Here is a 22,890-nt window from a genome sequence, read left to right as displayed (position 1 = left end):
TTCATTTATTTATGTAAACCATGTATAATAGATGGTCAGTCAATCAACAGGAAAAGGAGTACATACATAATGAGAGATGATCTACGCCGGATAGGCATTATTGATATTGGTTCGAACTCCATTCGTCTTGTAATTTATGATACAACGCGCGAAGGAGGCTATAAGATCATCAAGGAGTGTAAGTACTCCGCTCGCCTTAGTGAGAAGATTACGAAGGAGAATAGACTGGAACAAAAGGACATGGAAACGATTGTTCCGGTCTTGCGGCAGTTTAAGGAAATCTGCAATGCTTTTGCAGTGGAAACCATTCGGGCGGGTGCAACGGCAGCTATTCGTAATGCAGCTAACTCAAGCGAAATAATAAGCTTTTTGTCACAATCCTCTTCCATTCCGATTGAGGTGATCAGTGGCCACCAGGAGGCATATTATGGCTTCTTGGGTGTTATTAATGCCTTTAATGTAGAGGATGGTTATGTCATTGATATTGGTGGCGGGAGTACTGAAATCACTCTTTTTTGTCAGCGGCGTTATCAACATAGCATTTCTTTCCCGTTCGGGGCAGTAAATACCAATCTAATGTTTGGTCAAGGTGGGAATTGGAGCGATGAGCAGATTCACAAGCTGCAGACCTTTGTTCTGGGCAGGCTGGTTGAGCATGATTGGCTAAATGCTAAAGCTGGTCTTCCTTTATTCGGTTTAGGAGGGACGGTTCGTTCTTTAGGGAAGCTGGATCAGAAGACACGAGCATACTCATTGCCTAACTCCCATGGCTATACGATGACCAGTGAGACGATCGAGCACTTTATGAACACCCTACCTTCAATGCCTTACGAAAAACGTAAGGATTTAGAAGGACTATCTAAGAGTCGGGCGGATATCATTGTATCCGGGTTGATTATTTTCCATACGGTGTATCAGTATATTGGGGCGAGTGAGGCGGTGATCAGCGGGGAGGGACTCAGAGAAGGTTTGCTGCATGATCTGTTGGAGCCGGAGCAGCCAGTGCGTGATAGTGCTTTAGAATATAGCTTAAACACGATTATTCGCTTTGATATTCATACCTCTAAACGGTATTTAGATCATATCAACAAGCTAGCGCTCAGCCTGTTTGACGCATTTAAAGATGAATCGAATAGAGCAGAGCACGAGATGTTAATCTATGTGTCCATCATGCTGCATCGTACGGGAACGAATATTAACTATTACCAATCCAAACGACATACTTTGTATTGGTTGATGAATTCACCGATTCGTGGACTTACCCACCGTCAGCTTATTCTTTGCGCTATGATTGCCTCATACAGCACAAAAAGCCGGAAGCAGAAATTGTCCCAACAACATAAGGACATTTTGCTGCCATCCGACGAAGAGTGGATTCATAAGCTCGGATCGCTTGTCCAGCTTAGCATTGCGCTGGACAGCACGGAGATTGGAATTGTAAGCGGCCTGAAGGCCAATCTGCACGGCAATACGCTTCATCTGGACTTAGAGGGCGCATCGTCACTGCTAATTGGCCTAGAGGACATTGAGAACGCGATAAAAGCATTTAAGAATGCTTGGGCGGTGAAGGTAAAACTCGGCTTCCCTTCCAACGTGTAACATCCATTGCAGCAAACTGGCTCCGGAAAGGGGCCTTTTTGTCGTCTGGTTGTTCGTAATATCCATTAGCCTGCAAGAAGCTGGCTTTAACATTATCTTGTAGAGACAACTCTAGAATCTTGACGATCTGTTTACGGATGCCGCTGTCTCTGACAGGACACATCAGCTCAATCCGGCGGGTTAGGTTTCTAGTCATCCAGTCGGCACTGGATAAATACACCTCAGGTTTGCCGCCATTTTCGAAATAATAGATCCGGGAGTGCTCCAGAAAACGGTCTACGATACTGCGTACTGTAATGTTTTCACTTAAGCCCTCTATTCCCGGACGTAGGCAGCAAACCCCTCGCACGATTAAGTCAATGGAGACACCGGCTTGGGCTGCGCCATATAAATCGTCGATCACTTGCTGATTAGAGAGTGAGTTCATCTTGGCGATTATGCGTGCGGGTCTGCCTGCCCGCGCATGTTCAGCTTCACGCATCATTAGCTTTTGCAGGGATAAGCTCATATTCGTTGGCGCTACAATGAAGGAATGCCAGTCAAAATTAGCCGAATATCCAGTCATTTGATTAAACAGCTCGGAAGCATCCAGTCCGATATCGCTTTGGGCGGTGAATAGACTGAGATCCGTGTAAGCCTTGGCTGTACTGTCATTATAGTTTCCTGTGCCTACATGCACGTAACGACGCAGTTCAGGGCCTTCCTGGCGGACAATCAAGGTCACTTTGGCATGCGTTTTGAGTCCGATCAGACCATAAACGACATGACAGCCTGATTTTTCAAGCTGGCGTGCCCAAGCGATGTTCCGTTCCTCATCAAATCGGGCTTTTAACTCTACAACCACTGTAACTTGCTTGCCAGACTCCGCAGCATTGGCTAGTGCAGTGATAAGTGGAGAATTTCCGCTGACGCGGTATAAGGTCATTTTAATAGCCATCACTTGCTCATCTTCTGAAGCTTGAATGATAAAGTCTGTCATCGCATCAAAAGACTCGTAAGGGTGGTAGACTAATACATCCCGTTCACGCAGCACCTCGAAGAAATCCTCGTTTTCTTGAAATTCAGCAGGGTAGACCGGCTCAATAGGTGGATAGTTCAAGTAACTAAAACCTTTTAAGCTTCCGGCAAAATTACGAAGAAAGCCCAGATCGAGCGGACCTTCTATTTCAAATACGAAGTCCTCCAGCTCAAATTCAGCTTGTAGCTGCTCAAGAGCATAGGGATGGATACCTTTTTGTACCTCCAGACGAGCAGGCACCCCGCGACGACGCTTGCGCAGCTCTTTTTCGATCTCTTCCAGCAGATCCTCGGCACCTTCCTCATCGATAGTAAGATCTGAGTTACGAGTCAAACGAAACTCACTAACCGCAACAGGTTCGTAACCGCTGAATAAGGTTTGAATGTGATGGCGGATCACATCTTCAATAAATACAAATTGTCTTTTCTTACTATTAGAGCGGTGTGGAAGAGGGATACATCTTGGCAGATTCGAAGGAATTTGCAGGATAGCAAAATAAGGCTCCTCTTCAAGGCCATTCTTACGAGTAAGAACAACAGCTAGGTAGATAAACTGGCTGTGCACGAGTGGAAACGGCCGGCTCTGATCAACAGCCATTGGCGTAAGTACAGGATAGATGATATCTCGGTAATACTGTTCTATGGACTGCTCTTGGGCATGGGTAAGATCCTTATAATCCACAAATACGATGCCTTCTTTATGCAAACTCCGCGAAATATCACGGAATGTCCGGTATTGATCGGCAATGATTTTGGTTACGCGTTTGATGAGGCGTTTATACAGCCCGGAAGGGGTGTAGCCTGTGAAATCTTTTTTAGTATAACCCGCCCGGATCTGATCTTGAATTCCCGCTACGCGAACGCTTATGAATTCATCCAGATTGCTCGAGACGATTGCCAGAAATCTGGCACGTTCCATTAAAGGGTTATCAGGGTCCTGCGCCTCCTTGAGTACACGGCGGTTAAATTCGATCCAGCTCAAATCCCTATTGAGGTAAGCAGTGGCTGGACTGCTTTGGTTGTTTTTAATCTCTTCTGTATTCATGGGACCTCCAAATATGCTTCGATGTCTGTATCTCAAATCTATTTATCATATTCTATCATTTTACTATTGGATGAGGCACGAAATGTTAAATCTATGTAAAATCTCAAAGAATATTATTTAATTATCTTATATAATAGGATATGATTGTCGCTGATTAGTTAACATAATGAAAATTATGTTAACTAATCAGCGGATCAAAGACAATAATTAAACATGTTATTTCAGAATGGTAACAATTACATACGCATAGGTTACAAAATTGTGATATATTAAGTCCTGTCAGTTTTACAAAAGACAACAATACATCAGGACATCACACAAGATGTACATAAGTACAGGAAATGTACACGAGCGTATACGGAAGTCATACCGCTTACGCCCATCTAAAGAGGAGGCATTTATGAAGAACAAGTTCAGAACCATTAAAACCCTTGCTGCAGTTATGGGAATTAGTGCATTGCTGCACACCGCTCCTGCTTTTGCAGACAGCGTTCATATTGCAAAGGAAGGCAATACTTTCTATACTCTTTCTCAACAATACAATGTCGGTGTTAATGATCTAATGAAAGCTAATCCAAACGTTGCAGCTCTTAATATTTACGATGGACTTAAAATAACGATCCCTAGTAAAATGCAAGCAGAGTCTGTAGCTACGACAGAAACTCCAGTGCTTACCCCAAGCCTGAATGTTACTCCAGAATCAAAAACAGTTGAAGCATGGGGCAAGTCATTTAACTATGAGAAAACGATACAAGTTAAGGCTTCTGCTTATTCCTCAGCGGCTAGTGAGAATGGAGGCTGGGGTGCGGTTGATTATTTTGGAAACCCACTTAAGCTAGGAACCATTGCGGTTGATCCAAGTGTAATTCCTCTTGGAACAAAAGTGTTGGTTACCGGCCATTCACACTCAGGATTGCCTAAAGAAGCTTTTCTGGCTACTGCAACCGATATGGGAAGTGCCATTAAAGGAAACCGCATCGATATCTTTATTCCAGGCAGCCAAAGCTTTGTAGCGGATTTTGGTTATCAATATGTACAATTATACATTGTTAAATAGCTAGCTAAAAATATAGAGATTTATACAGAGATATGGAATGGTTTTAAATAGGTTAAATAAGAAACGGAGGGAGTCCTTAGCGGCTGCCTCCGTTTCTTATTTATTTATTTATTTATTTATTTTTAGAGACCTGCAGCAATTGAGGCACGGTAACGAAAGAATAGCCGCGTTTACGCATAATCGTGATTACCTCAGGTAAAGCCTGAATCGTTCCACTAAGATCACTACCCGGCCCACCTCCACCATGCTGAAGGATAATTGCTCCTTTTCCTGCATTAGCTAAGATATTATTTCTAACTTGAGTTTTGGAAAGTCCCTTCCAGTCCAACGAATCCACATTCCAATTTACGAGCTTATAACCATGATTTTTTGCCCATCTCAATTGTTGCTCAGAGATATCTCCATAGGGTGGACGAATCAGGCGAGGTTTATATCCGGCCAAGGTTTGAATAATGTTCTCGGTCTCAATGATCTGTGATCTGAAATCATGCATCTTCAGCTTCACAAACTGAGGATGGTCATAAGAGTGATTTCCAATAGCATGTCCTTCTCTAATCATCCGCTTCACTAGAGCAGGATGTTTCTCAGCTCGGCTTCCTACCACGAAGAAGGTTGCTTTGACATGATATTTTTTAAGAACATCTAGCAATTGGGGTGTAAACCTTGGGTCAGGCACATCGTCAAAAGTTAAGGCGATGACTTTATTCCGAGGACCGCTGGTCTTAAAGGTCTCGGGATATTTGTGTAATAGCTGACTCAGAGACAAGCCCTTAGTGTTCTTATTGTTGCTGCTCGTTGAATTATTTGTAGTAGAAGTTCCCGCAGATATCGCCTTGTCTTCGTCAGTGGTCTGCGTACTTTTAATTTGATCCTGTGAGGACTTCTGATTCTGAGCTGGAGCTGAAGCAACCTCTGCTGAAGAGGTTGGAAATAGCAGGACAATGATTGATCCTAATACTACTAGCAGTTTCTGGACTCTCCGTTGATCATACATCCCCAAATGCCTCCTTTACTACCTGATCATCACCATATTCTTCATTGTTATCTCCATTGAAGGATGAATTTATGCCGTTTCTTCAAGGTCTCTGGTAAAGATTTCTTGCACACACTAATGCGTGTATACTAAATAGAACGGGATATTCCCGGGCCAATTATAGACAGGTGGAAGGATGGGGACAAGGATGTCAGAATTGTTTGCACCTTATGAATTGAAGGGTTTAACGCTGAAAAATCGTATTGTTATGCCACCTATGTGCCAGTATTCGGTGGATAAAGAGGATGGCATCCCCAATGATTGGCATTTTGTTCATTATGTAAGCCGTGCTATTGGAGGTACTGGTCTAATCATTGTCGAGATGACTGGAGTACATCCGGACGGTAGAATAACGAACCGGGATACAGGGATTTGGAGTGATACGCATATAGAGGCGTATCGTAAGCTCACAGATAGTGTACATGCCTATGGAGCAAAAATAGCCATTCAACTAGGGCATGCCGGACGTAAAGCGGTCGATGCTGAGCCGCCGGTTGCACCTTCTGCAATTCCTTTTGATGCTCGTTCTAAGCAGCCACAGGTGCTTTCTAAGGAAGGCATCCTTGAGATGATAGAAGCCTTTCGTGATGCCGCTCGTAGAGCTGTGGAGGCAGGATTTGATACTGTGGAGATTCATGGTGCGCATGGTTACTTAATTCACCAGTTTCATTCACCTCTGTCCAACCTCAGAGAGGATGAATATGGACAAGATCCTGCACTTTTTGGAGAACAAGTAGTTGCAGCAATCCGAGAAGTAGTGCCAGTAGATATGCCCTTGATCATGAGGGTATCCGCGAAAGAATATGTTGATGGTGGATATGATGCTGCCTATGCCCTGGAGTTTTGCCGCCGATATAAGGATGCTGGAGTGGATATGTTCCATGTGTCTTCAGGTGGTGAAGGGCCCATTGGCTCTAATGGTGGACCTAATGCGGGCCCAGCCTACCAAGCAGATCTGGCAGAATATATTCGCAGTGGATTACAAGTGCCAGTAATTGCGGTAGGACGGCTTGAAGCCTATTCTGAGGCACAGTCCATCATTGCAGAAAAAAGGGCGGAGCTTGTAGCTATTGGCCGTGGGATGTTAAGTGATCCTTATTGGGCTTTACATGCTGAAGAAGCGCTTGGTGGCGTACATGATGTACCTAAACCTTATGAACGTGGGATTTGGAAAAGAGGCTAGACCGTTTTCAATGTGAAGTTTGTCACAGATTTTATGCTCCTTCTAAGGCAATCTTAATAAAGATAAAATTTGAAGGAGCTTGATAACGTGGGGACGGTTCTAAGTAACGAACGGCTGACAGATGGTGTGTATCACCTTAAGGTAGAGACGAATAGTGGCGGAGCAATGGGTCAATTCTACATGTTACGGGCATGGGGAGCTTACCCCATCCTATCCAGACCCTTAAGTATACATGAAGTACACGAGGATAGTGTTGAATTTCTGTATCACGTAGTTGGGGAAGGTACGGAGATATTCTCACGGCTGGGTTCAGGTGATTCGGTAGAGCTTGAGGGCCCTTTTGGAAATGGATTTCCACAGGTTGAAGGGAAGGTTGCGCTCATCGGCGGTGGGATCGGAATTGCACCGCTTTATTATTGTGCGAAGCAGCTTCCGGGGAGTGATATCTTTTTGGGCTTTAGCCGTGAAGCTTACCGGACAGAAGCGTTTCGCCCACTTGCAAGTGAGCTTGTAGTCGATGTTGGCGGTTTAATTTTGGATAGTGTGGATTTCAGCCAATATGATCATGTCTTTGTCTGCGGCCCACACCCTATGCTTAAAGCTGCTCAACGTAAAGGCATTGCTGCTGAAGAAGCAGGCATTAGAACGAAAGTATACCTTTCTCTAGAGAACCGAATGGCTTGTGGGATTGGAGCCTGTCTGGTCTGCAGTGTATCCTGCCGTGATGGTCAAAAGAAGGCCTGTGCAGACGGACCTGTGTTTCTTTCTGAGGAGGTGGTTTTCCATGACTAAGTTGAACACAACAATTGCTGGCGTTCATTTTAAAAATCCAATTATAATGGCCTCTGGAACGTTTGGTTTTGGCCGTGAATATGGCAAGCTGTATGATGTGTCTCTGCTGGGTGGAATCTCTGGCAAGGGGTTAACCCTCAATCCGAAAGCGGGGAATCCCGGCACTCGTGTATATGAGACAGCTTCTGGTATGCTGAATAGTGTGGGACTCGAGAATCCGGGTGTAGCTGCATTTATAGATAAAGAATGCCCTTATTGGGAAACACTCGATACTGCTCGTTTGGTCAACCTGGGTGGAGGCACACTTGAAGATTATGTTCTTGGTGCTGAGATGATTCAGCGGGATGCAGATGCTCGTGCGAGTGCAGGTAAGACAGCAGTGGACATGATTGAATTGAATATTTCTTGTCCAAATGTTAAAGAGGGCGGCATTGCGTTTGGGATCCAAACTTCAGAAGCTCAAAAAGTAGTACAGGCTGTTAGACGCGCAACTAAACTGCCCCTCGCTGTAAAGCTGTCGCCGGGAGCCGAAAATATCGTTGAAATGGCACAAATGTGTCAGGAGGAGGGAGCAGACGCTGTCTCACTCATCAACACGATCTCAGGAATGAAGATTGATGTCCGCCGCAGAAGCAGTGTATTCAATAACTTATATGCTGGATTGTCTGGACCTGCGATTAAGCCTGTCGCTCTTCGTATGGTGCATCAAGTTGCACAAAACGTAACGATTCCCGTGATCGGAATGGGTGGCATCACTTCAGCAACGGATATCATCGAGTTTATTATGGCAGGTGCTGCAGTTATCCAAGTGGGAACTTATAATTTCATGAACTTGCGTGCAGGTAGTCAGCTAGTTGCAGAGCTTGAGCAATTTATGGTTGAAGAAAATATTCAATCACTAGAGGAAATACGGGGCATTATATAAAGTGAAGTAGTGAGGGGAATACTATTGACTACTAACCAGATTGATCCTGAGGATATTGAGCTGAAGGCGACGGCTGTCGGACGTGATCTCTTGCTCTTAATTAGTGGAGGTGTTCGGCATATTGGTGCTACGAGTACTGCTTATCTGGAGGGGGAGCAGGTTAAAGTACTGACTTCAGCGGTTCCTCATCATAAAGAGCACACGATAAGCGAGCCCATTGCGATCAGAGTAGCTGAAGCGCTGAACAAGACGGTCACAGTAGTGATGGGGATTCATTATGACAATCTCACGAAAGAAGGTATTATGGAAGTCGTGGAAATTGTGAATTTAAAAGTAAATCAATATTTAGCGCAACAAATATGAAACGGTAGTGACAATTCTACGTAAAAGATAGCATGTGAGGAATTAAATTATCTTTTGGAGGAATGAAACCATGTCTATATTTAAAAGATTGCGCGATTTAACCATGTCTAATGTGAACGCGATTATTGACAAAGCAGAAGACCCGATTAAAATGACAGATCAATACATTCGTGATATGACCGAAGATTTAGAAGATGCAGAAAAAGCTGTAGCGGCGCAAATCGCCATTGAGAAGAAATTCAAACAGCTGTATGAAGAACAAGAAGCGCTTGTTAACAAACGTACCCAACAGGCTCATGCAGCAGCTCAAGCGGGTAATGTTGACCTTGCTCGCCGCGCTCTGGAAGAGAAAAATGCTGCTGAAGCTAAACTGGTAGAATACAAAGCCAGCTTTGATCAGAACAAAGCCTCTGCGGATAACCTTCGTGGCAAGCTTGAAGAGATGCGCAAACAACTTACCCAAATGAAGAACAAACGTGAGACATTGGTTGCGCGTTATAACGCTGCCAAAGCTCAAACCGAGATCAACAAAGCAATGAGCGGATTTAGCTCCGATTCAGCGTCTGCAGGTCTCAAACGTATGGAAGATAAAATGCTGCAAGCAGAAGCTCAGGCTGAAGCCAGCAATGAGATGAGTTCAGGCAATAAATCTCTGGATGATGAATTCGAGAAGCTGAACAAAGATCAAGCGGTTGAAGATGAACTGGCGGCTCTGATGAAACAATACGAGAAGCAATAACATTTGATCTTTAGCCGGTTCACGGCTGGTGTTCACAGGCGAAGGGGAGACAGAAATTCGTTTCTTCTTCGCTTTATCTATGCTTATGAAAGGCATGCAAAATGATTAAGCGGGGGCTATAGAATGGATCTCCATATTCTGGTGTCCATGGTCGTGTGGACGGTGAGCGGCGCTGTGTTGCTGTTTGTACTGATGTATATAGATTCACTTTTTACTCGTTATAACGATATTGAAGAGTTAAAGGCTGGAAATATGGCGGTGACTACACGGTTTGTAATGAAGCTTTTAGCTCAGGCCTTCATTTTATCTTCATCGATAGCGGCTTCCAATAGTTTGTTAGATGCGTTGCTGATTTCGTTGGTATCATTTTTGCTTTTGTTAATTTTAGAAAGAACGGTTCGGCTTCTACTAGCAAATTGGGGGAAGCTGGATCTGGATCATGGTACACAGCTTGGTAAAATCGGATATGGCCTGCTATCAGGTTCACTGCAAATTACGGGTGCTTTAATTATTACTGCCTTTATGTAGGAGGAACGATCAAGTTGAGTATGTGGAAACGTATAGGTAACCTTTTCTCTAAGCCAGCGCCTCAGGAAGTTCAAAAAAGTATGCTTAATTTGTCTCCCGGAGACATTTGTGAAGTATCGCTTGTCACCTATGAAGTTACTGGCCGGACACATAATCGGGGCCGTAATGCTGTAGTTCTGACCCTTAGAGATGGAAGCCAGATATCTTATCTTCATATAGAAGAGCGGGAACAGCTGCAATATGGATTGTACAGACCTATCGATGGGCGGTTAGATAATCCTGCTGAGGTTCCAGCAACGCTTGAGCTCGATGGCTATACATTTTTCCTGGAGGAAGAATATGAAGGTTTTGTCGCTGTTGCAGGTCAGACGCCATTTATGAATGGTGGAGAGCAGCATGTGTGGCAATATCAATCAGATGATTCACGTCTACTGCGTGTAGAGTGGCAACATGGACGGTTTATGCTTTATGAAGGGGAGAAAATAATCCCTGGGGATGTAAAGGTAATTAGAGCATCCTAGCCTAGTAGAGAAGTAATAGATCACTATACCGGAAAAAATATTGTAGAAAAGGCTGCTGCCCATAAACATGGATGGTGGCCTTTTGTGTTTATAATTTTACTTCAAGAGGTCTCATGTTAAAATAATACCTATTACAGCAAAAATCGACGTTTCAGAGCGGAGGTCTTTATGAAGGATAATAAATTTCAGCGGGAAGCGCTGCAAGTCAAAGAAGCTCAGGCCAAAATAATCAAATATGCCAATCCGCTAGAATCAGAAGACGTATCGCTGGATGAGTGTTGTGGACGTTATTTGGCTGAAAAAGTGATTGCTCCACACCCATTTCCTGCGTTTAATCGATCTAGTATGGATGGATATGCGATTATCGCGGGGGATACCCGTAACTGTGTTAATGGACAAGTTGTATGGTTAGAAATTGTGGATAATATTCCGTGTGGCGCAGTGCCTGCGGTAGATATAACTCCGGGAACAGCCGCAAGAATTATGACTGGTGCACAAGTACCGGTTGGGGCTGATGCTGTGGTGATGCTGGAGGTCACGGAGAGACGTGAAGAGGAAGGAAAGACTTACGTTGGAATTCGAAAAAAACTAGAAGCAAACAGCAATATCACACCTCAAGGTTTCGAATTAAGCCAAGGTGATCTTGTATTGCCAACAGGAAGGTTAATCTCTGCGGGGGATATAGCTGTTCTTGCAGCGTTTGGATTACATACCGTGAAAGTCTATCGTCGTCCCAAGGTAGCCATCTTTGCCACAGGAACAGAGCTGCTGGAAGTGCATGAGCCGCTGGAGCCTGGCAAAATCCGCAATAGTAACTCCCCTATGCTCGAAGCTCTAGTCAAAGAGACAGGGGGTGTTCCAGCAATGTTAGGCGCTATTGTGGATGATCTGGAGCTGGCTAGAAGTAAAGTACAGATGGCGCTGGAAACTTATGATTTTGTGATCACAACGGGTGGCGTTTCTGTGGGGGATTATGATATCATGGGCGACTTGGTTCGTGAACAAAGTGGTAATATGTTGTTCAACAAAGTGACGATGCGTCCGGGAAGCGTAACTACTGCTGCGGTTAGAGGGGGTAAGCTGCTGTTAGCTTTATCCGGGAATCCGGGGGCTTGTTTCGTTGGGTTTCAACTGTTTGCACGGCCTGTGATTTCACTGATGCAAAGTGCTTCTCAGCCTTTTTTACCGGAATGGAACGTTACACTCGGTACAGATTATAAAAGAGTGAATAATTTTACTAGATTTGTGCGAGCTCGCTTAGAAATAAAAGACGGCAGCTTGTTTGCTTATCCGGCACTCATTGATGAATCTTCCGTAACGGTCACGATCAAGGATAGCGACTGTTTGATAGTTGTACCCCCAGAAGAAAAGGGGCTATCTGCCGGAGATAAGGTAACGGTGATCAAGCTGCCAGGAGAGATTCGGGGCTAGATGTGGAGGGTACTCTGCCCATCGATGATGAACAAAATTTCACCGCAGGTATTGGAGTAATTAAAGGTATTTGATATCCACGCACGCACAGAAATCGTCATAGAATTGCTAGGTCAACGGTATTATTTCCAACATTTCAACATATGAAAAATTCACAATAGATAAGCAAAAAAACAGCGTTCCTGCTAACCCAATAGTCGCTAACAACCGGTTTTAAAGGGAGGGTTACCCCAGAAATTAGAATAAGAAAACCCACTTGCGTACCGTAAGTGGGTTTTTAGTGCAACAATAATCGGGTTAGGGGTGCCCGCCGAATGTAATTCAAATTTGAAGAAAAGCGAAAGTAAAGTTTCCGGGTAGGCGACACAAATCGCAGTAAATCTCCTATCGGAAGAGTTACTGCTCTATTGTTTTGAGTTATTGGCTGCGCCACTGCCGAGATTAATCACCCGCGGACGCTTACGGACCCAGATGATCTTATTTGCATATTTATCACCTTTTAAGCGGGGTTTCGGACCTCATGAAGCTAGAATAAAAAGTGGACAGTAGTTAACAGACTGGCGATAATGAGTCCACGGAGGTGTGTTCACATGGGAGAACATCGACAACGGTATAACGAAGAATTTAAAAAACAGACAGTGCAGTTCATTCAAGAGCAAACAAAGACAGTGGGCGACTTGGCGGAAGAGCTCAACATCCCAAAAAGTACCCTGCATCAATGGATGAGCCAGTATCGAGAACTAAAGAATGAACCGGCAGCTAGCGTGGATCGAGTACGGGAACTCGAGGCACAGTTGAAAGAAATGAGCCGTCAACTTCAAGAAAAAGATAACAAGATTGCTGATGTGGAAGAGGAATTAGCGATCGTAAAAAAAGCAGTGCACATCTTCAGCAAACCAAGGAACTGAGATTCCAGTTTATTGAAAAACATCGCTCCGAGTTTCTCTTGGAGAAGATGTGCATGACCCTACATGTGTCACGGAGCGGGTACTACAAGTGGCGGACAGAAAAAAACAGTACGCATATGCTTCGTAAGGCTGCGATAATGAAGCGAATTCAGTATCATTTTGCAGACCATCAAAAGCGGTATGGGAGTCCGAAGATCACCCGCCTGTTGCATCAAGAAGGTTATACCGTTACCGAACGCACGGTGAGTGTGTACATGCGACATATGAAGCTTCGCTCCATTGTCTCCAAAACGTATCGCGTACAGACCACCGACTCCAATCATGACCATCCGATTGCCCCGAATACGCTGAACCAGCAATTTAAAATACTCAAACCCAATTCAGTATGGGTTACCGACATTACGTACATTCCTTGCCGGGGAGGGCGCTTGTACCTGGCTAGTGTAATGGACCTTTGCACGCGCGAAATCGTGGGGTGGCGCTTGGAGAACCATATGGAAACTAGCTTAATTTCGGGCGCCTTACAAGATGCTTACGAAGCTAAACAACCGGAAAAGGGTCTATTACATCACTCCGATAGAGGTTCTCAATATACTTCTCATGAATACAGGCAGCAGTTGAAAGCGTATGGCATGGAGTCCAGCATGAGCCGCAGAGGTAACTGTTATGATAACGCCTGTATCGAGTCGTGGCACAGCATTTTGAAAAAGGAGCTCATTTATTGTAATCCACGATTCAAAACTAAGGAGCAAGCCTACCAGACACTTTTTCAATATATTGAGTTTTATTATAACCGCAAGCGAATGCATGGCGCGCTGGGGTATCTTTCTCCAGTTCGTTTTGCTGAGCAATTGACTAGAATGTCTGTTGCGTGACTGTCCACTTTCTTGACAGAGGTCCACCAGCGTCGCTATTTCATAGAAAGGAGCTCATATTTGCGTATTTCAGGCCAATAGCGACCTTGGGGTCCGGTGGCAATCCAAATGTGAGATAATCCTGCGTCTAAGGTCCGCTGAGTCCGATAACAACTCTGCACTAGCGAAGAGCAGCTACTCAACCGAAGTATGAGCTCCCCTTGGTGATGATTAATTATCGACACGTCGCTCGATCGCCTCAGACATCGTTTTATCCGTTAGATGAGCGTAGATCTCAGTTGTTTCGGTGGATGCGTGCCCGAGCTGTTCCTTCGTTTTATAAATATCATTTTGCAGATAATAATCTGTTGCAAAAGAATGACGCAGCTTATGAACCGTAAGATACGGTTTACCAAAGCGTTTAGCGTACTTAATAATCATTTCTTGAATCGCACGTTTGGTCATACGTTTGCCTTCTTGACGCCCGTTAGGGAGAGAGATAAATAAGGCCTTTTCTCTCTTGGGTGTTTTGTAGCGAGATTGGCGCAGACTAAGATAAAGAGCTAGATCATCTTTAGCTTGCTCTCTAAAATAGACGGGTGTCTTAAACGTTTCGTCATTATTCCCTTTGCGGGTGACATAGAGCAGCTTGTTGTTAATATCCAAATCGTCTACGTTTAGATTGACTACCTCAGATACACGCAGGCCAGAGTTCAGAATCAAGCTGGCAATACAGGCATCACGCTCGTGATTCAATTGAAACGAATAATAAGCCTGTTTGTTGCCTTCCACATCCCGTCCATACCCTTCATAAATGTACCCCACAAACTCCAGTAATTCCTCATCTTCCAAAATCTTACCCTTTAATTTAGCGGCAGTGTCTTTTGGCTTATGTGTTCGTTTGACCTCAACCTTAGCCATAATGTTTCGCTTAAGCAATGGATAAAAGTTCTCGTCCTCAGCGATTTGACTTAAATAATGAAATAAGGAGCGTAATGCAGATAGTTTACGGGATACAGTAACACGAGTGTTCGTACCTTCGGCTCGGGTAGTTAGATGCAACCGATATCCGACAATACTGTCCATATGTAGGGTTTCCAATTCTAGAAGCGTGATCTCGGTATTTGAGCCGGCTTGGGATAAGCCCTCTGCCCGCAACCAGCCGAAAAAAGATTCATAATCCCGGATATACTCCAGCAGTGTGGAGGGGGAGAGATCAGGTCGTTTATAGTCAATAAACTGCTGAACGAACCAGGGCATGAGGGGTAGCTTTTGATCAAGTTTTTTACGGTCATCGTTCTTTTGAACGCTCATGTGATTCACCTTTTTCCATAGATTGCATAAAATTTCTCCTTTCTATCTTAACATGTTTTGTCCCATATTGGACTTTGAATGAAGGGGAAACTAGGTACGAGCCTTGCTCCTGATGCCGCTAAGCTTTATGATGTGAAGTAAACATAAATATCAGAGGTGCACATAATGAAACTTGAAATTGAGCTGGTTCCTAAAGAACGTAAGCATACTATAAGCAGATTAATGCAGTTCTACCTATATGATTTCACCCGTTATTTGGAATTTGATGTCAATCAAGACGGGGTATTTCCGGCCTATCCGGGACTAGAAGCTTATTGGAGTAGCGGGAATAATAAATTCGCATATTTGTTTAAGGTGGACGGGCATATTGCTGGTTTTGCTTTGGTGGACAGGTTATTGCGTAATCCTGAAGGCCAGTTTTATATGACTGAGTTTTTTGTGATGCAAAAATACCGCCGAAGTGGTGTAGGTACATGGGCTGCGCATAAGCTATTTGATATGTACTCTGGTGAATGGAAGGTTTCACAAGTCCGTGCGAATACGCCCGCTCGTGATTTCTGGCATAAAGTGATCGGGGACTATACCCATGGAGAGTTTCAAGAGCGCTTTAATCCACAACAAGGCAACCCCAGCCAATACTTCAACACATTAACTATTAATCGAATTAAGAAATGAAAATCCGTGTGTTTTCGGGTTTTTCTTAAAGAAGGAGTTTACTATTAACAGCAAATGGAATGGAAAAGTGGTGCTAAGCGAGTGAGAGCTAGACAGTGGAGGATGACCAAGAGAGCGTCAAGAAGGACGGCCAGGAAACTGTATTTTTTATAAAACTGGCTAGCTATTAAGAACATATACGAATTGTAAAGTAATGAGCATCTAATGCTCTCTACTTTAGTTAACATAACATTATTTATGTAAACCAATTAAACCATTCACCATAAAAAGGGTCGTTGGTTTATTTTTTGTGTTCAAAATACCCAGTCAGTGAGGGCAATATTGCATATCTTATGATGTACTCAATTACAAAGGAGGAGTCAACAATGGGCGAATTTGCAGGAGGATACGGTGGTTTCACTTCCACAGGAGCTATTCTGGTTCTGTTTATCCTGTTGGTTATCATTACTAAAACCCTCTGTCTGTAATCCTTTAACTTCACAAATTAAAGGTTCCGTCAGTCTAAATGACTGGCGGATTTTTTATGTCCAGATATGTACATTGGAGGAGGGGAATACATGTGACTAAGGATATTGACATAAAACTAATCCGAAATATATATTAAACAGTGTTCAATGATTAAACAATGTTCAACTCATGAGGAGACAAATTTATGACTAAAGAACAACGAAAAGTACGTGAGCGTGAAGAAATGAGAAATCTGATCCTGCAAAATGCAGCTTTATTGATTGCTGAAGTGGGAATAGAGAAGCTCTCTATCCGAAAAATCGCTGAGAAAATCGAATATTCACCGGGAATTATTTATCATTATTTTAAAGGCAAAGAAGAGATTATCGAGAACTATTTGCAACAAAAATATACGGATATGCTTACTGAGCTTCAGTCTGTGCAACAAGAGGTACAGCAGGAATTACCTCCAGATACACTTTTAAAACGATCATTGGAGAAGTTCATCAGGATGTCTCTTTCCACGGGTGTAGAATACCGGAATGTCATGCTAAACGATACGCCGGCTGTTCTTAGTTACACAGCTGTTCTATTTAGAGGAGCAGCCCAGGAGCGTAAAGCGATTGGGATGCTCTGCCAGGGCCTGTTCAGATTTGAAGCACAGAAAAACCGTGAGGAAGCTTTCGTAGAACTCACTGCTCAGGTGATATGGAGTGCAGCGTTCGGTTTAATTATGCGTTTGCTTGTCGAAAAAGATCTGCCTGATGATCAGGTCGAAGCTCTGATTTCATGTCATTTGGATTCAATGGTTGCTATTGCCTCCAGGTAAAATCTAAATATTTTCATGAAGGGAGGGGGAGGTTGTTATAAAACATATAAGGAAAGTCGTAGTGCTGTCGGTGTTGATTTCGGTTATTGCAGTGTTTGCAACAGCGGTTGGGTTGTTTTCAGATGGGATAAGTGATGGAACAAAATATACTTTTACGTCAATATGGGGCGAGGATGTAAAGCTTCAGGGGTCAGGAGTGTACAGCCATGATTCTGTCTCTGCGGCGGCACAAGCTAAAGCACAGGATGGAGTTACATTATTTCTTGCCATACCTTTACTGCTCAGTTCGCTCATCATGACAATTAAAGGCTCGATAAAGGGGAGGATGCTCCTTACGGGCACTCTGGGGTACTTTTTATATACTTACGCATCCTACAGCTTTCTGACGATGTACAATTCATTGTTTTTAGTTTATGTGCTGTTGTTTTCTTTAAGTTTTTTCGCATTCATCCTAGCCTTATTTTCCTTCGATAAAGAATCCATACATACTTACTTTAAAAACAGTTTACCTTCTAAAGGAATCGGCTTTTCACTAATGGTTATTGCTTTTATGATTTTATTTCTCTGGCTAGGGAAAATACTGAATTCACTACTGGGGGGAATACCGCCACAAGGGCTCGAGCACTATAGTACGTTGGTAATTCAAGTTTTGGATCTTGCGATCTTGGTCCCATTAGCAATTGTTACGGGGATTATGGTCATTCGTAGACAACCTTTTGGGTACCTACTGGCAACTGTCGTTGTTTTCAAAGGAGTTACATTACTGCTAGCAATTACGGCAATGCTGGCGGCAATGATCTATAGCGGTGTGGCTGTGTCTATAGCCGAGTGTGTAATTTTTCCGACGATGGCTTTAGCTATTGCTGCTTGTATGGTTATTTTGTTAAAGCATGTACGTGAACCCTTAAGATAATAAGTGACCAGCGAGCGGAAGGGAGCGATTAGAATGAAGACAATAATTATGTTTACCTCGAAATATGGGTGTGCGGAGAAAGCGGCTTATTTATTAAAATCTCAACTGGGCGAAGAAACCGAAGTAGTTAATTTGATGCATGCTAAAGAGCCGACACTGGAACGATATGATACGGTCATCTTGGGAGGATCTATTTATTATGGGAAAATCCAAAAACAAATGACTGATTTTACAGCAAAATATCAACATGAACTAGGGAAAAAACGAGTAGGATTGTTTATTTGTGCAGGAGCAAAAGGTGAGGAGGCCTCACAAGAATTGAAATCTGCGTTTCCAGAAGTGTTATATAACCAATCTGTGACGAAAGAAGTTTTTGGAGATGAGATCTATGAAGAGAAGCTAACTTTGCTAGATCGGTTTGTATTGCGGATGGTAAAAAGAAAAAATAAGAACGTAAATGGGTTGTCAAAAGAGACGATAGAGCGTTTTGCGCTTGCTATGAAAAGGCAGTGAAAGTGAGTGGACAAACGAACTGCTAAACGTACTTCAGGTCATAGTTAACATAATTATGATTATGTTAACTATGATCTTGACATTCAAAAAAAGTAGTCCTTCTTGTGAGAAGAATTTTACTTCCTCATATCGAGTCTCTGTTCATCGAAACATGAAAACCCTACAGAATCGTGCAGAAAAAGTCGGGAAGGTAAAAACCTTCTCTGATAACCTATAATTAACGAGGGGAGGCAACGTCATGGATACGCTGATACAACTGAACAAAGCAATAAACTATATTGAGGAGAACCTAACAAATCAAATTGATTATCAGGAGGTTGTGAAAATAGCCTGCTGTTCGGAATATCATTTTACTCGCATGTTCTCATTCCTAGCAGGCATTACTCTGTCGGAATACATCCGGCGTCGACGTCTAACCTTGGCAGCACTCGAGCTATCACAAAGTAATATCAAAATTATCGATACCGCTCTGAAATATGGTTATAATTCGCCTGATTCCTTTTCTAGGGCTTTCCATAGCATGCATGGGGTAAATCCTTCGGAAGCTCGGGTCCATGGACAATCCCTTAAGGCGTTCCCTCGGATGTCGTTTCAGCTGACTATCAAAGGAGGAAATGAAATGAATTACCGTATTGAAATCAAAGAATCTTTTCACATCGTGGGCATAAAAAAACGGGTACCAATCATTTTCCAAGGGGTCAATCCGGAGATTGCGTCGATGTATGAAGGGTTGACGCCGGAAATGATTGATGAGATGAAGAGATTTTCCGATGTTGAGCCCTCAGGGTTTATAAGCGCCTCTACAAATTTCTCTGAGGGGCGTATGGAGGAAAAAGGAGAGTTCGATCATTATATTGGCGTTGCCACTACGAAAGACGCATGGAATGGCTTGGATCAGCTGGAAGTGGCGGCCTCCATGTGGGCTGTATTCACAGTCGTCGGCTCTTTTCCGAGTGCGCTACAAGAGATCTGGGGGCGAATATATTCGGAATGGGCTCCGTCATCGGGATATGAGCTAATTAAAGGGCCTGAAATTCTTTGGAATGAGCACAAAGATATCACATCGCCAAATTTTAAAAGCGAAATATGGGTGCCTATCACTAAGAAATAAAAGAGTTTGGTTGGATTAATGAGACTGAGAGCTGAATATCCTTTCACTACGAAGCTGCCGCGAAAAACATTCCGGCAGCTTCGTCAAGCTATAGGCAGGATATTTCGAAAATGTTGTAGAAGTACAATTGGTGAGTCGAATGATTTTTGGAATGTTGTAGATTTCAATTTTTATGATTCAGACGAAGATTGAATCAATGAATCCTTCTATTTTAAAGGAGTCCTTATGACGAACGAGAAGCTTTTGGACTTACTAGGCAGTTACGATATCCAACAGCCTGAGATTATTTTCTTAAGGCATAACGAGAACAGAACCTATCGTGTTAATGACAGAACGGGAAAATCATATTTACTCCGCATTCATGACCCTTTTATAGATGACATGAAAGGTCTGCAACATACATACGGCGGCATTCTTGGAGAATTGCAAATGCTTGAGAAGCTGGGAAGCTGGAGCAGCAACGAAATACAGACTCCCGTAAGAAACAATGAGGGTGAACTTATTACGATCATTGAATACGAAGGTGAACTGCTAAACTGCTCCGTCCTCACCTGGCTGGATGGAAGAGACATGAATATGAATGATGTTAACAATCTTGAACTGGTAAAAGAACTGGGATCGCAAATAGCAGAACTGCATACTTTTTTTCGGCAGTACGAACATACAGGTATGGAGATTCGACCGAGTCAAGGTAAAGCTTATAATGAACGGATGATCCGTGTGATTCATTCGGGTGTGAAAAAGAATTTATTTACGCCTTCTGATGCTAATGTCATTGAACAAACGCTGCAATTGATCAACTCCCGGTTAGATGACCGTGGCGGGGAGGCTGGCCCTGACCTTATTCATGGGGATTTGTGTATGGGTAATATCATCATCACAACCGAAGGAGAGGTGCGCTTCATCGATTTTGGCTTTTTCGGTAACGGTTATGCCTTACTTGATGTAGCCATGGGAGCTATGATGCTGCCATCCGATCGAAGAGATACTTTCCTAAAGGGTTACTACAGAGAGTACGAAAATACAGCGAATGATCTACTTCAGTTGGAAGGTTTAATGTTGGTCGCTATTATTGGATATTACGTCTTCCAGATGGAGAATGTACATGTTCATGCCTGGATGCGTGAAAGAATGCCCAAATTATGCGCTGAGTATTGTCGCCCCTTCCTCAATGGTGAAAGTATATTTTATAAAATATGAAATGGAATGTTCATGGTTGAACTAACGAGGAGTGGTAGGTTTGATAAAAATTGATTATATCCGTTTATCACCAAACGTGTTATCAAAAAAATAGTAAAATAATACTGTTAAGCGCGATGGCTGTCGATGAGCATTTATTTCGATTATATTATAACAAGGAATGAAAGGGGGAATGGTGTTGATTGAACATAGCAATCTTGAAGAATTTCAAGATCCGGTAAATTACGATCTTGAATTTGACGGTGAAATGGACAAATATCAGTTCTATCTTGAGCTTGCTAGATCGAGTCCTGGGGAAGTGTTAGAACTTGCTTGTGGTACAGGCTTAACAACGATCCCCCTCTCGAAAGCCGGTATAACAATGACCGGTGTAGATATCTCTTCAGCAATGATTGCATATGCGCGGTTGAAGGCGAAAGGGCTGACTGTTACTTTTATGGAAGGTGATGCCCGTACCTTCGAATCGGACAAGCGATTTTCGATGATTTATTTGACTGGTAATGCATTTCAGGCATTTTTAAGTGATCAAGATCAAAGCGATTTGCTCACGACCGTTCACAAACATTTACAACCTCATGGAATCTTTGCATTTGAGACCCGTAATCCGGAGGGAACGGATTTATCCGATCAAGAGGAGACAGAATGGGGATCATTTATTGATAAGGATGGAAATAACGTCAAGGTATCAGGCACACAATGTTACGATGCTGGCCAGCATATCATGCATTGGGTCACGATGCGTGATTGGGGGTATAAACGAACGACTTCCCGGATTGCTTGTCGGTTCACGGATCCGAATACGCTGCATTCTTTATTAACCCGTCACGGCTTTCGCGTCGAACATCTATATGCTGACTGGAATAAAACGCCGTTTTCTCCGTCATCTTCATCTATCATTAGCGTTTGTAGGAAATGTTAGGAGAAACGTAATGCATTGCAATAGAACTCCCCCTCAGATTGAGGGGGATTTTGTTGTTCCTAAGTTTAGCATACTTTTCGCATTAAGAATTCAATCGGTCCGCGGGACATTCGTTTTCTCCACCTATGTGAGAAGATCACACATGTATCGGATGAAGAAAGAAGTTCTGCTCAATAAATAAAAAAGAAGTCGACCCTCTCGTTGGTCGGCTTCTAATTGTTCTATTGCGCGGTCAGGATTTGTGGACCTTCAGCGGTGATGGCGATCGTATGCTCGTATTGGGCGGCGAGTTTGCGGTCCAGCGTCCGGGCGGTCCAGCCGTCCTGATCAATTGTCATGTTGTAGGTGCCTTCAGTGATCATGGGCTCGATCGTGAATACCATGCCTTCCTTGATGCGGGGGCCTTTGCCGGGCTTGCCGACATGCATATAGGTAGGCTCCTCATGCAGGTCACGACCGATGCCATGAGCGAGAAGGTCGCGCACGACGCCAAAGTTGTTCGATTCGGCATGCTGCTGGATTGCGCTCGTCACGTCTCCGAGCCGATTGCCGGGCTGTGCCTGCGCGATGCCGAGGTCAAGGCACTCCTTCGTGACGCGCATCAGCTTCTCAGCCGCCGGTGAGATCTTCCCGACCGCATAGCTCCAGGCTGAATCGCCGAGCCAGCCGTCGAGCTCCGCTACCGTGTCGATCGTCACGATATCGCCTTCCTCAAGTGGCTTATTTGTAGGGAAGCCATGTGCAATTACGTCATTGACGGAGGCACAGGTCGCATATTGATAACCATTGTAGCCCTTCGTATATGGTTTGGCGCCGTGCTTCAAAATAATATCCTCGAATATGCGCTCAATCTCGTTCGTTGTGATGCCCGGTTTGATGAGCGGGGCAATTGTGCGATGGCATTCGGCCACAACCTGGCATGCCTTGCGGATGGCTTCGATTTCATACTTGCTTTTTAAGATGACCATGTTTGT

General features: G+C 43.7%; 24 protein-coding genes. 20 read left to right on the top strand and 4 right to left on the bottom strand.

From position 1 onward, the window contains the following. The first annotated feature begins 69 nt into the window (after nucleotides 1-69). A complete protein-coding gene (locus tag NSQ66_RS16590) occupies nucleotides 70-1,599 on the top strand; it encodes a Ppx/GppA phosphatase family protein (protein WP_076103923.1) in 1,530 nt (509 codons plus the stop codon). On the opposite strand, the gene ppk1 is transcribed toward NSQ66_RS16590, so the two are convergent. Continuing rightward, entirely contained in the window at nucleotides 1,547-3,661 is a 2,115-nt protein-coding gene (gene ppk1, locus NSQ66_RS16585) for a polyphosphate kinase 1 (protein ID WP_036687629.1), read from the bottom strand. The genes NSQ66_RS16590 and ppk1 overlap by 53 nt on opposite strands. 400 nt (nucleotides 3,662-4,061) lie before the next feature. Here ppk1 and NSQ66_RS16580 point away from each other — a divergent pair, with 400 nt between their 5' ends. Then, a complete protein-coding gene (locus NSQ66_RS16580) occupies nucleotides 4,062-4,718 on the top strand; it encodes a 3D domain-containing protein (protein ID WP_038571518.1) in 657 nt (218 codons plus the stop codon). A gap of 112 nt (nucleotides 4,719-4,830) precedes the next feature. Here NSQ66_RS16580 and NSQ66_RS16575 read toward each other — a convergent pair whose 3' ends face one another. Next, on the bottom strand, nucleotides 4,831-5,712 hold the full coding sequence (locus NSQ66_RS16575) for a polysaccharide deacetylase family protein (protein WP_036687626.1): 882 nt from the start codon (nucleotides 5,710-5,712) through the stop codon (nucleotides 4,831-4,833). Between the two features lie 187 nt (nucleotides 5,713-5,899). Here NSQ66_RS16575 and NSQ66_RS16570 point away from each other — a divergent pair, with 187 nt between their 5' ends. The 10 genes from NSQ66_RS16570 to NSQ66_RS16525 all read left to right on the top strand — a co-directional run bounded on the left by NSQ66_RS16570 (nucleotide 5,900) and on the right by NSQ66_RS16525 (nucleotide 14,016). Beyond that, nucleotides 5,900-6,934, top strand: coding sequence for an NADH:flavin oxidoreductase/NADH oxidase (locus tag NSQ66_RS16570; protein WP_076141996.1), 1,035 nt, complete (start codon nucleotides 5,900-5,902; stop codon nucleotides 6,932-6,934). 87 nt (nucleotides 6,935-7,021) lie between these two features. Continuing rightward, entirely contained in the window at nucleotides 7,022-7,726 is a 705-nt protein-coding gene (locus NSQ66_RS16565) for a dihydroorotate dehydrogenase electron transfer subunit (RefSeq protein ID WP_076141997.1), read from the top strand. Continuing rightward, the gene (locus NSQ66_RS16560; protein ID WP_038571513.1) at nucleotides 7,719-8,651 is read left to right on the top strand and encodes a dihydroorotate dehydrogenase; all 933 of its coding nucleotides are present in this window, start codon (nucleotides 7,719-7,721) and stop codon (nucleotides 8,649-8,651) included. The genes NSQ66_RS16565 and NSQ66_RS16560 overlap by 8 nt, the downstream gene beginning before the upstream one ends. Nucleotides 8,652-8,675: 24 nt before the next feature. Beyond that, nucleotides 8,676-9,014, top strand: coding sequence for a hypothetical protein (locus NSQ66_RS16555; RefSeq protein WP_076218215.1), 339 nt, complete (start codon nucleotides 8,676-8,678; stop codon nucleotides 9,012-9,014). Between the two features lie 70 nt (nucleotides 9,015-9,084). Then, nucleotides 9,085-9,753 carry a PspA/IM30 family protein gene (locus tag NSQ66_RS16550; protein WP_036687619.1) on the top strand — a complete coding sequence of 223 codons (669 nt, stop codon included), beginning with the start codon at nucleotides 9,085-9,087 and terminating at the stop codon, nucleotides 9,751-9,753. 123 nt (nucleotides 9,754-9,876) lie between these two features. After that, a complete protein-coding gene (locus NSQ66_RS16545; RefSeq protein WP_036687618.1) occupies nucleotides 9,877-10,281 on the top strand; it encodes a DUF350 domain-containing protein in 405 nt (134 codons plus the stop codon). A 14-nt stretch (nucleotides 10,282-10,295) separates the two neighbouring features. After that, entirely contained in the window at nucleotides 10,296-10,802 is a 507-nt protein-coding gene (locus tag NSQ66_RS16540; protein WP_036687616.1) for a DUF4178 domain-containing protein, read from the top strand. 168 nt (nucleotides 10,803-10,970) lie between these two features. Further along, a complete protein-coding gene (glp, locus tag NSQ66_RS16535) occupies nucleotides 10,971-12,233 on the top strand; it encodes a gephyrin-like molybdotransferase Glp (RefSeq protein WP_076098789.1) in 1,263 nt (420 codons plus the stop codon). Between the two features lie 590 nt (nucleotides 12,234-12,823). After that, complete coding sequence (locus NSQ66_RS16530) at nucleotides 12,824-13,141, top strand: transposase (protein ID WP_036683594.1); 318 nt, start codon at nucleotides 12,824-12,826, stop codon at nucleotides 13,139-13,141. Next, nucleotides 13,090-14,016, top strand: a complete 927-nt coding sequence (locus NSQ66_RS16525; RefSeq protein WP_143766314.1) for an IS3 family transposase — start codon at nucleotides 13,090-13,092, stop codon at nucleotides 14,014-14,016. Before NSQ66_RS16530 ends, NSQ66_RS16525 begins: the two co-directional genes overlap by 52 nt. A 210-nt stretch (nucleotides 14,017-14,226) precedes the next feature. Here the strand turns inward: NSQ66_RS16525 and xerS are convergent, their stop codons facing one another. Then, nucleotides 14,227-15,309 carry a tyrosine recombinase XerS gene (gene xerS / locus NSQ66_RS16520; protein WP_036687613.1) on the bottom strand — a complete coding sequence of 361 codons (1,083 nt, stop codon included), beginning with the start codon at nucleotides 15,307-15,309 and terminating at the stop codon, nucleotides 14,227-14,229. A 165-nt stretch (nucleotides 15,310-15,474) separates the two neighbouring features. Between xerS and NSQ66_RS16515 the strand changes: the two genes are divergently transcribed. The 8 genes from NSQ66_RS16515 to NSQ66_RS16480 all read left to right on the top strand — a co-directional run bounded on the left by NSQ66_RS16515 (nucleotide 15,475) and on the right by NSQ66_RS16480 (nucleotide 21,916). Continuing rightward, a complete protein-coding gene (locus tag NSQ66_RS16515; protein WP_076126756.1) occupies nucleotides 15,475-15,984 on the top strand; it encodes a GNAT family N-acetyltransferase in 510 nt (169 codons plus the stop codon). Between the two features lie 365 nt (nucleotides 15,985-16,349). Next, nucleotides 16,350-16,451, top strand: coding sequence for a sporulation protein YjcZ (locus tag NSQ66_RS16510; protein WP_197069683.1), 102 nt, complete (start codon nucleotides 16,350-16,352; stop codon nucleotides 16,449-16,451). 185 nt (nucleotides 16,452-16,636) lie between these two features. Further along, on the top strand, nucleotides 16,637-17,260 hold the full coding sequence (locus NSQ66_RS16505) for a TetR/AcrR family transcriptional regulator (RefSeq protein ID WP_076099062.1): 624 nt from the start codon (nucleotides 16,637-16,639) through the stop codon (nucleotides 17,258-17,260). A gap of 61 nt (nucleotides 17,261-17,321) precedes the next feature. Continuing rightward, nucleotides 17,322-18,173 (top strand): hypothetical protein, encoded by an 852-nt coding sequence (locus tag NSQ66_RS16500; protein ID WP_081382429.1) that lies wholly within the window; start codon nucleotides 17,322-17,324, stop codon nucleotides 18,171-18,173. 33 nt (nucleotides 18,174-18,206) lie between these two features. Further along, nucleotides 18,207-18,686: a flavodoxin domain-containing protein gene (locus tag NSQ66_RS16495; protein ID WP_076099064.1), complete on the top strand. Its 480-nt coding sequence runs from the start codon at nucleotides 18,207-18,209 to the stop codon at nucleotides 18,684-18,686. Between the two features lie 238 nt (nucleotides 18,687-18,924). Then, the gene (locus tag NSQ66_RS16490) at nucleotides 18,925-19,797 is read left to right on the top strand and encodes an AraC family transcriptional regulator (RefSeq protein ID WP_076099065.1); all 873 of its coding nucleotides are present in this window, start codon (nucleotides 18,925-18,927) and stop codon (nucleotides 19,795-19,797) included. A gap of 225 nt (nucleotides 19,798-20,022) precedes the next feature. Continuing rightward, a complete protein-coding gene (locus tag NSQ66_RS16485; RefSeq protein ID WP_076099066.1) occupies nucleotides 20,023-20,997 on the top strand; it encodes an aminoglycoside phosphotransferase family protein in 975 nt (324 codons plus the stop codon). 178 nt (nucleotides 20,998-21,175) lie between these two features. Beyond that, on the top strand, nucleotides 21,176-21,916 hold the full coding sequence (locus NSQ66_RS16480) for a class I SAM-dependent methyltransferase (RefSeq protein WP_080742510.1): 741 nt from the start codon (nucleotides 21,176-21,178) through the stop codon (nucleotides 21,914-21,916). 221 nt (nucleotides 21,917-22,137) lie between these two features. On the opposite strand, the gene map is transcribed toward NSQ66_RS16480, so the two are convergent. After that, nucleotides 22,138-22,884, bottom strand: coding sequence for a type I methionyl aminopeptidase (gene map, locus NSQ66_RS16475; RefSeq protein WP_036687603.1), 747 nt, complete (start codon nucleotides 22,882-22,884; stop codon nucleotides 22,138-22,140). Nucleotides 22,885-22,890 lie beyond the last annotated feature (6 nt).

The sequence above is a fragment of the Paenibacillus sp. FSL H3-0329 genome (genome assembly GCF_037963285.1).
Taxonomy (GTDB): Bacteria; Bacillota; Bacilli; order Paenibacillales; family Paenibacillaceae; genus Paenibacillus_AQ; species Paenibacillus_AQ odorifer.
The sequence above is the reverse complement of the archived record's forward strand: the minus strand, read 5'-3'. Positions and strand labels throughout refer to the sequence as shown.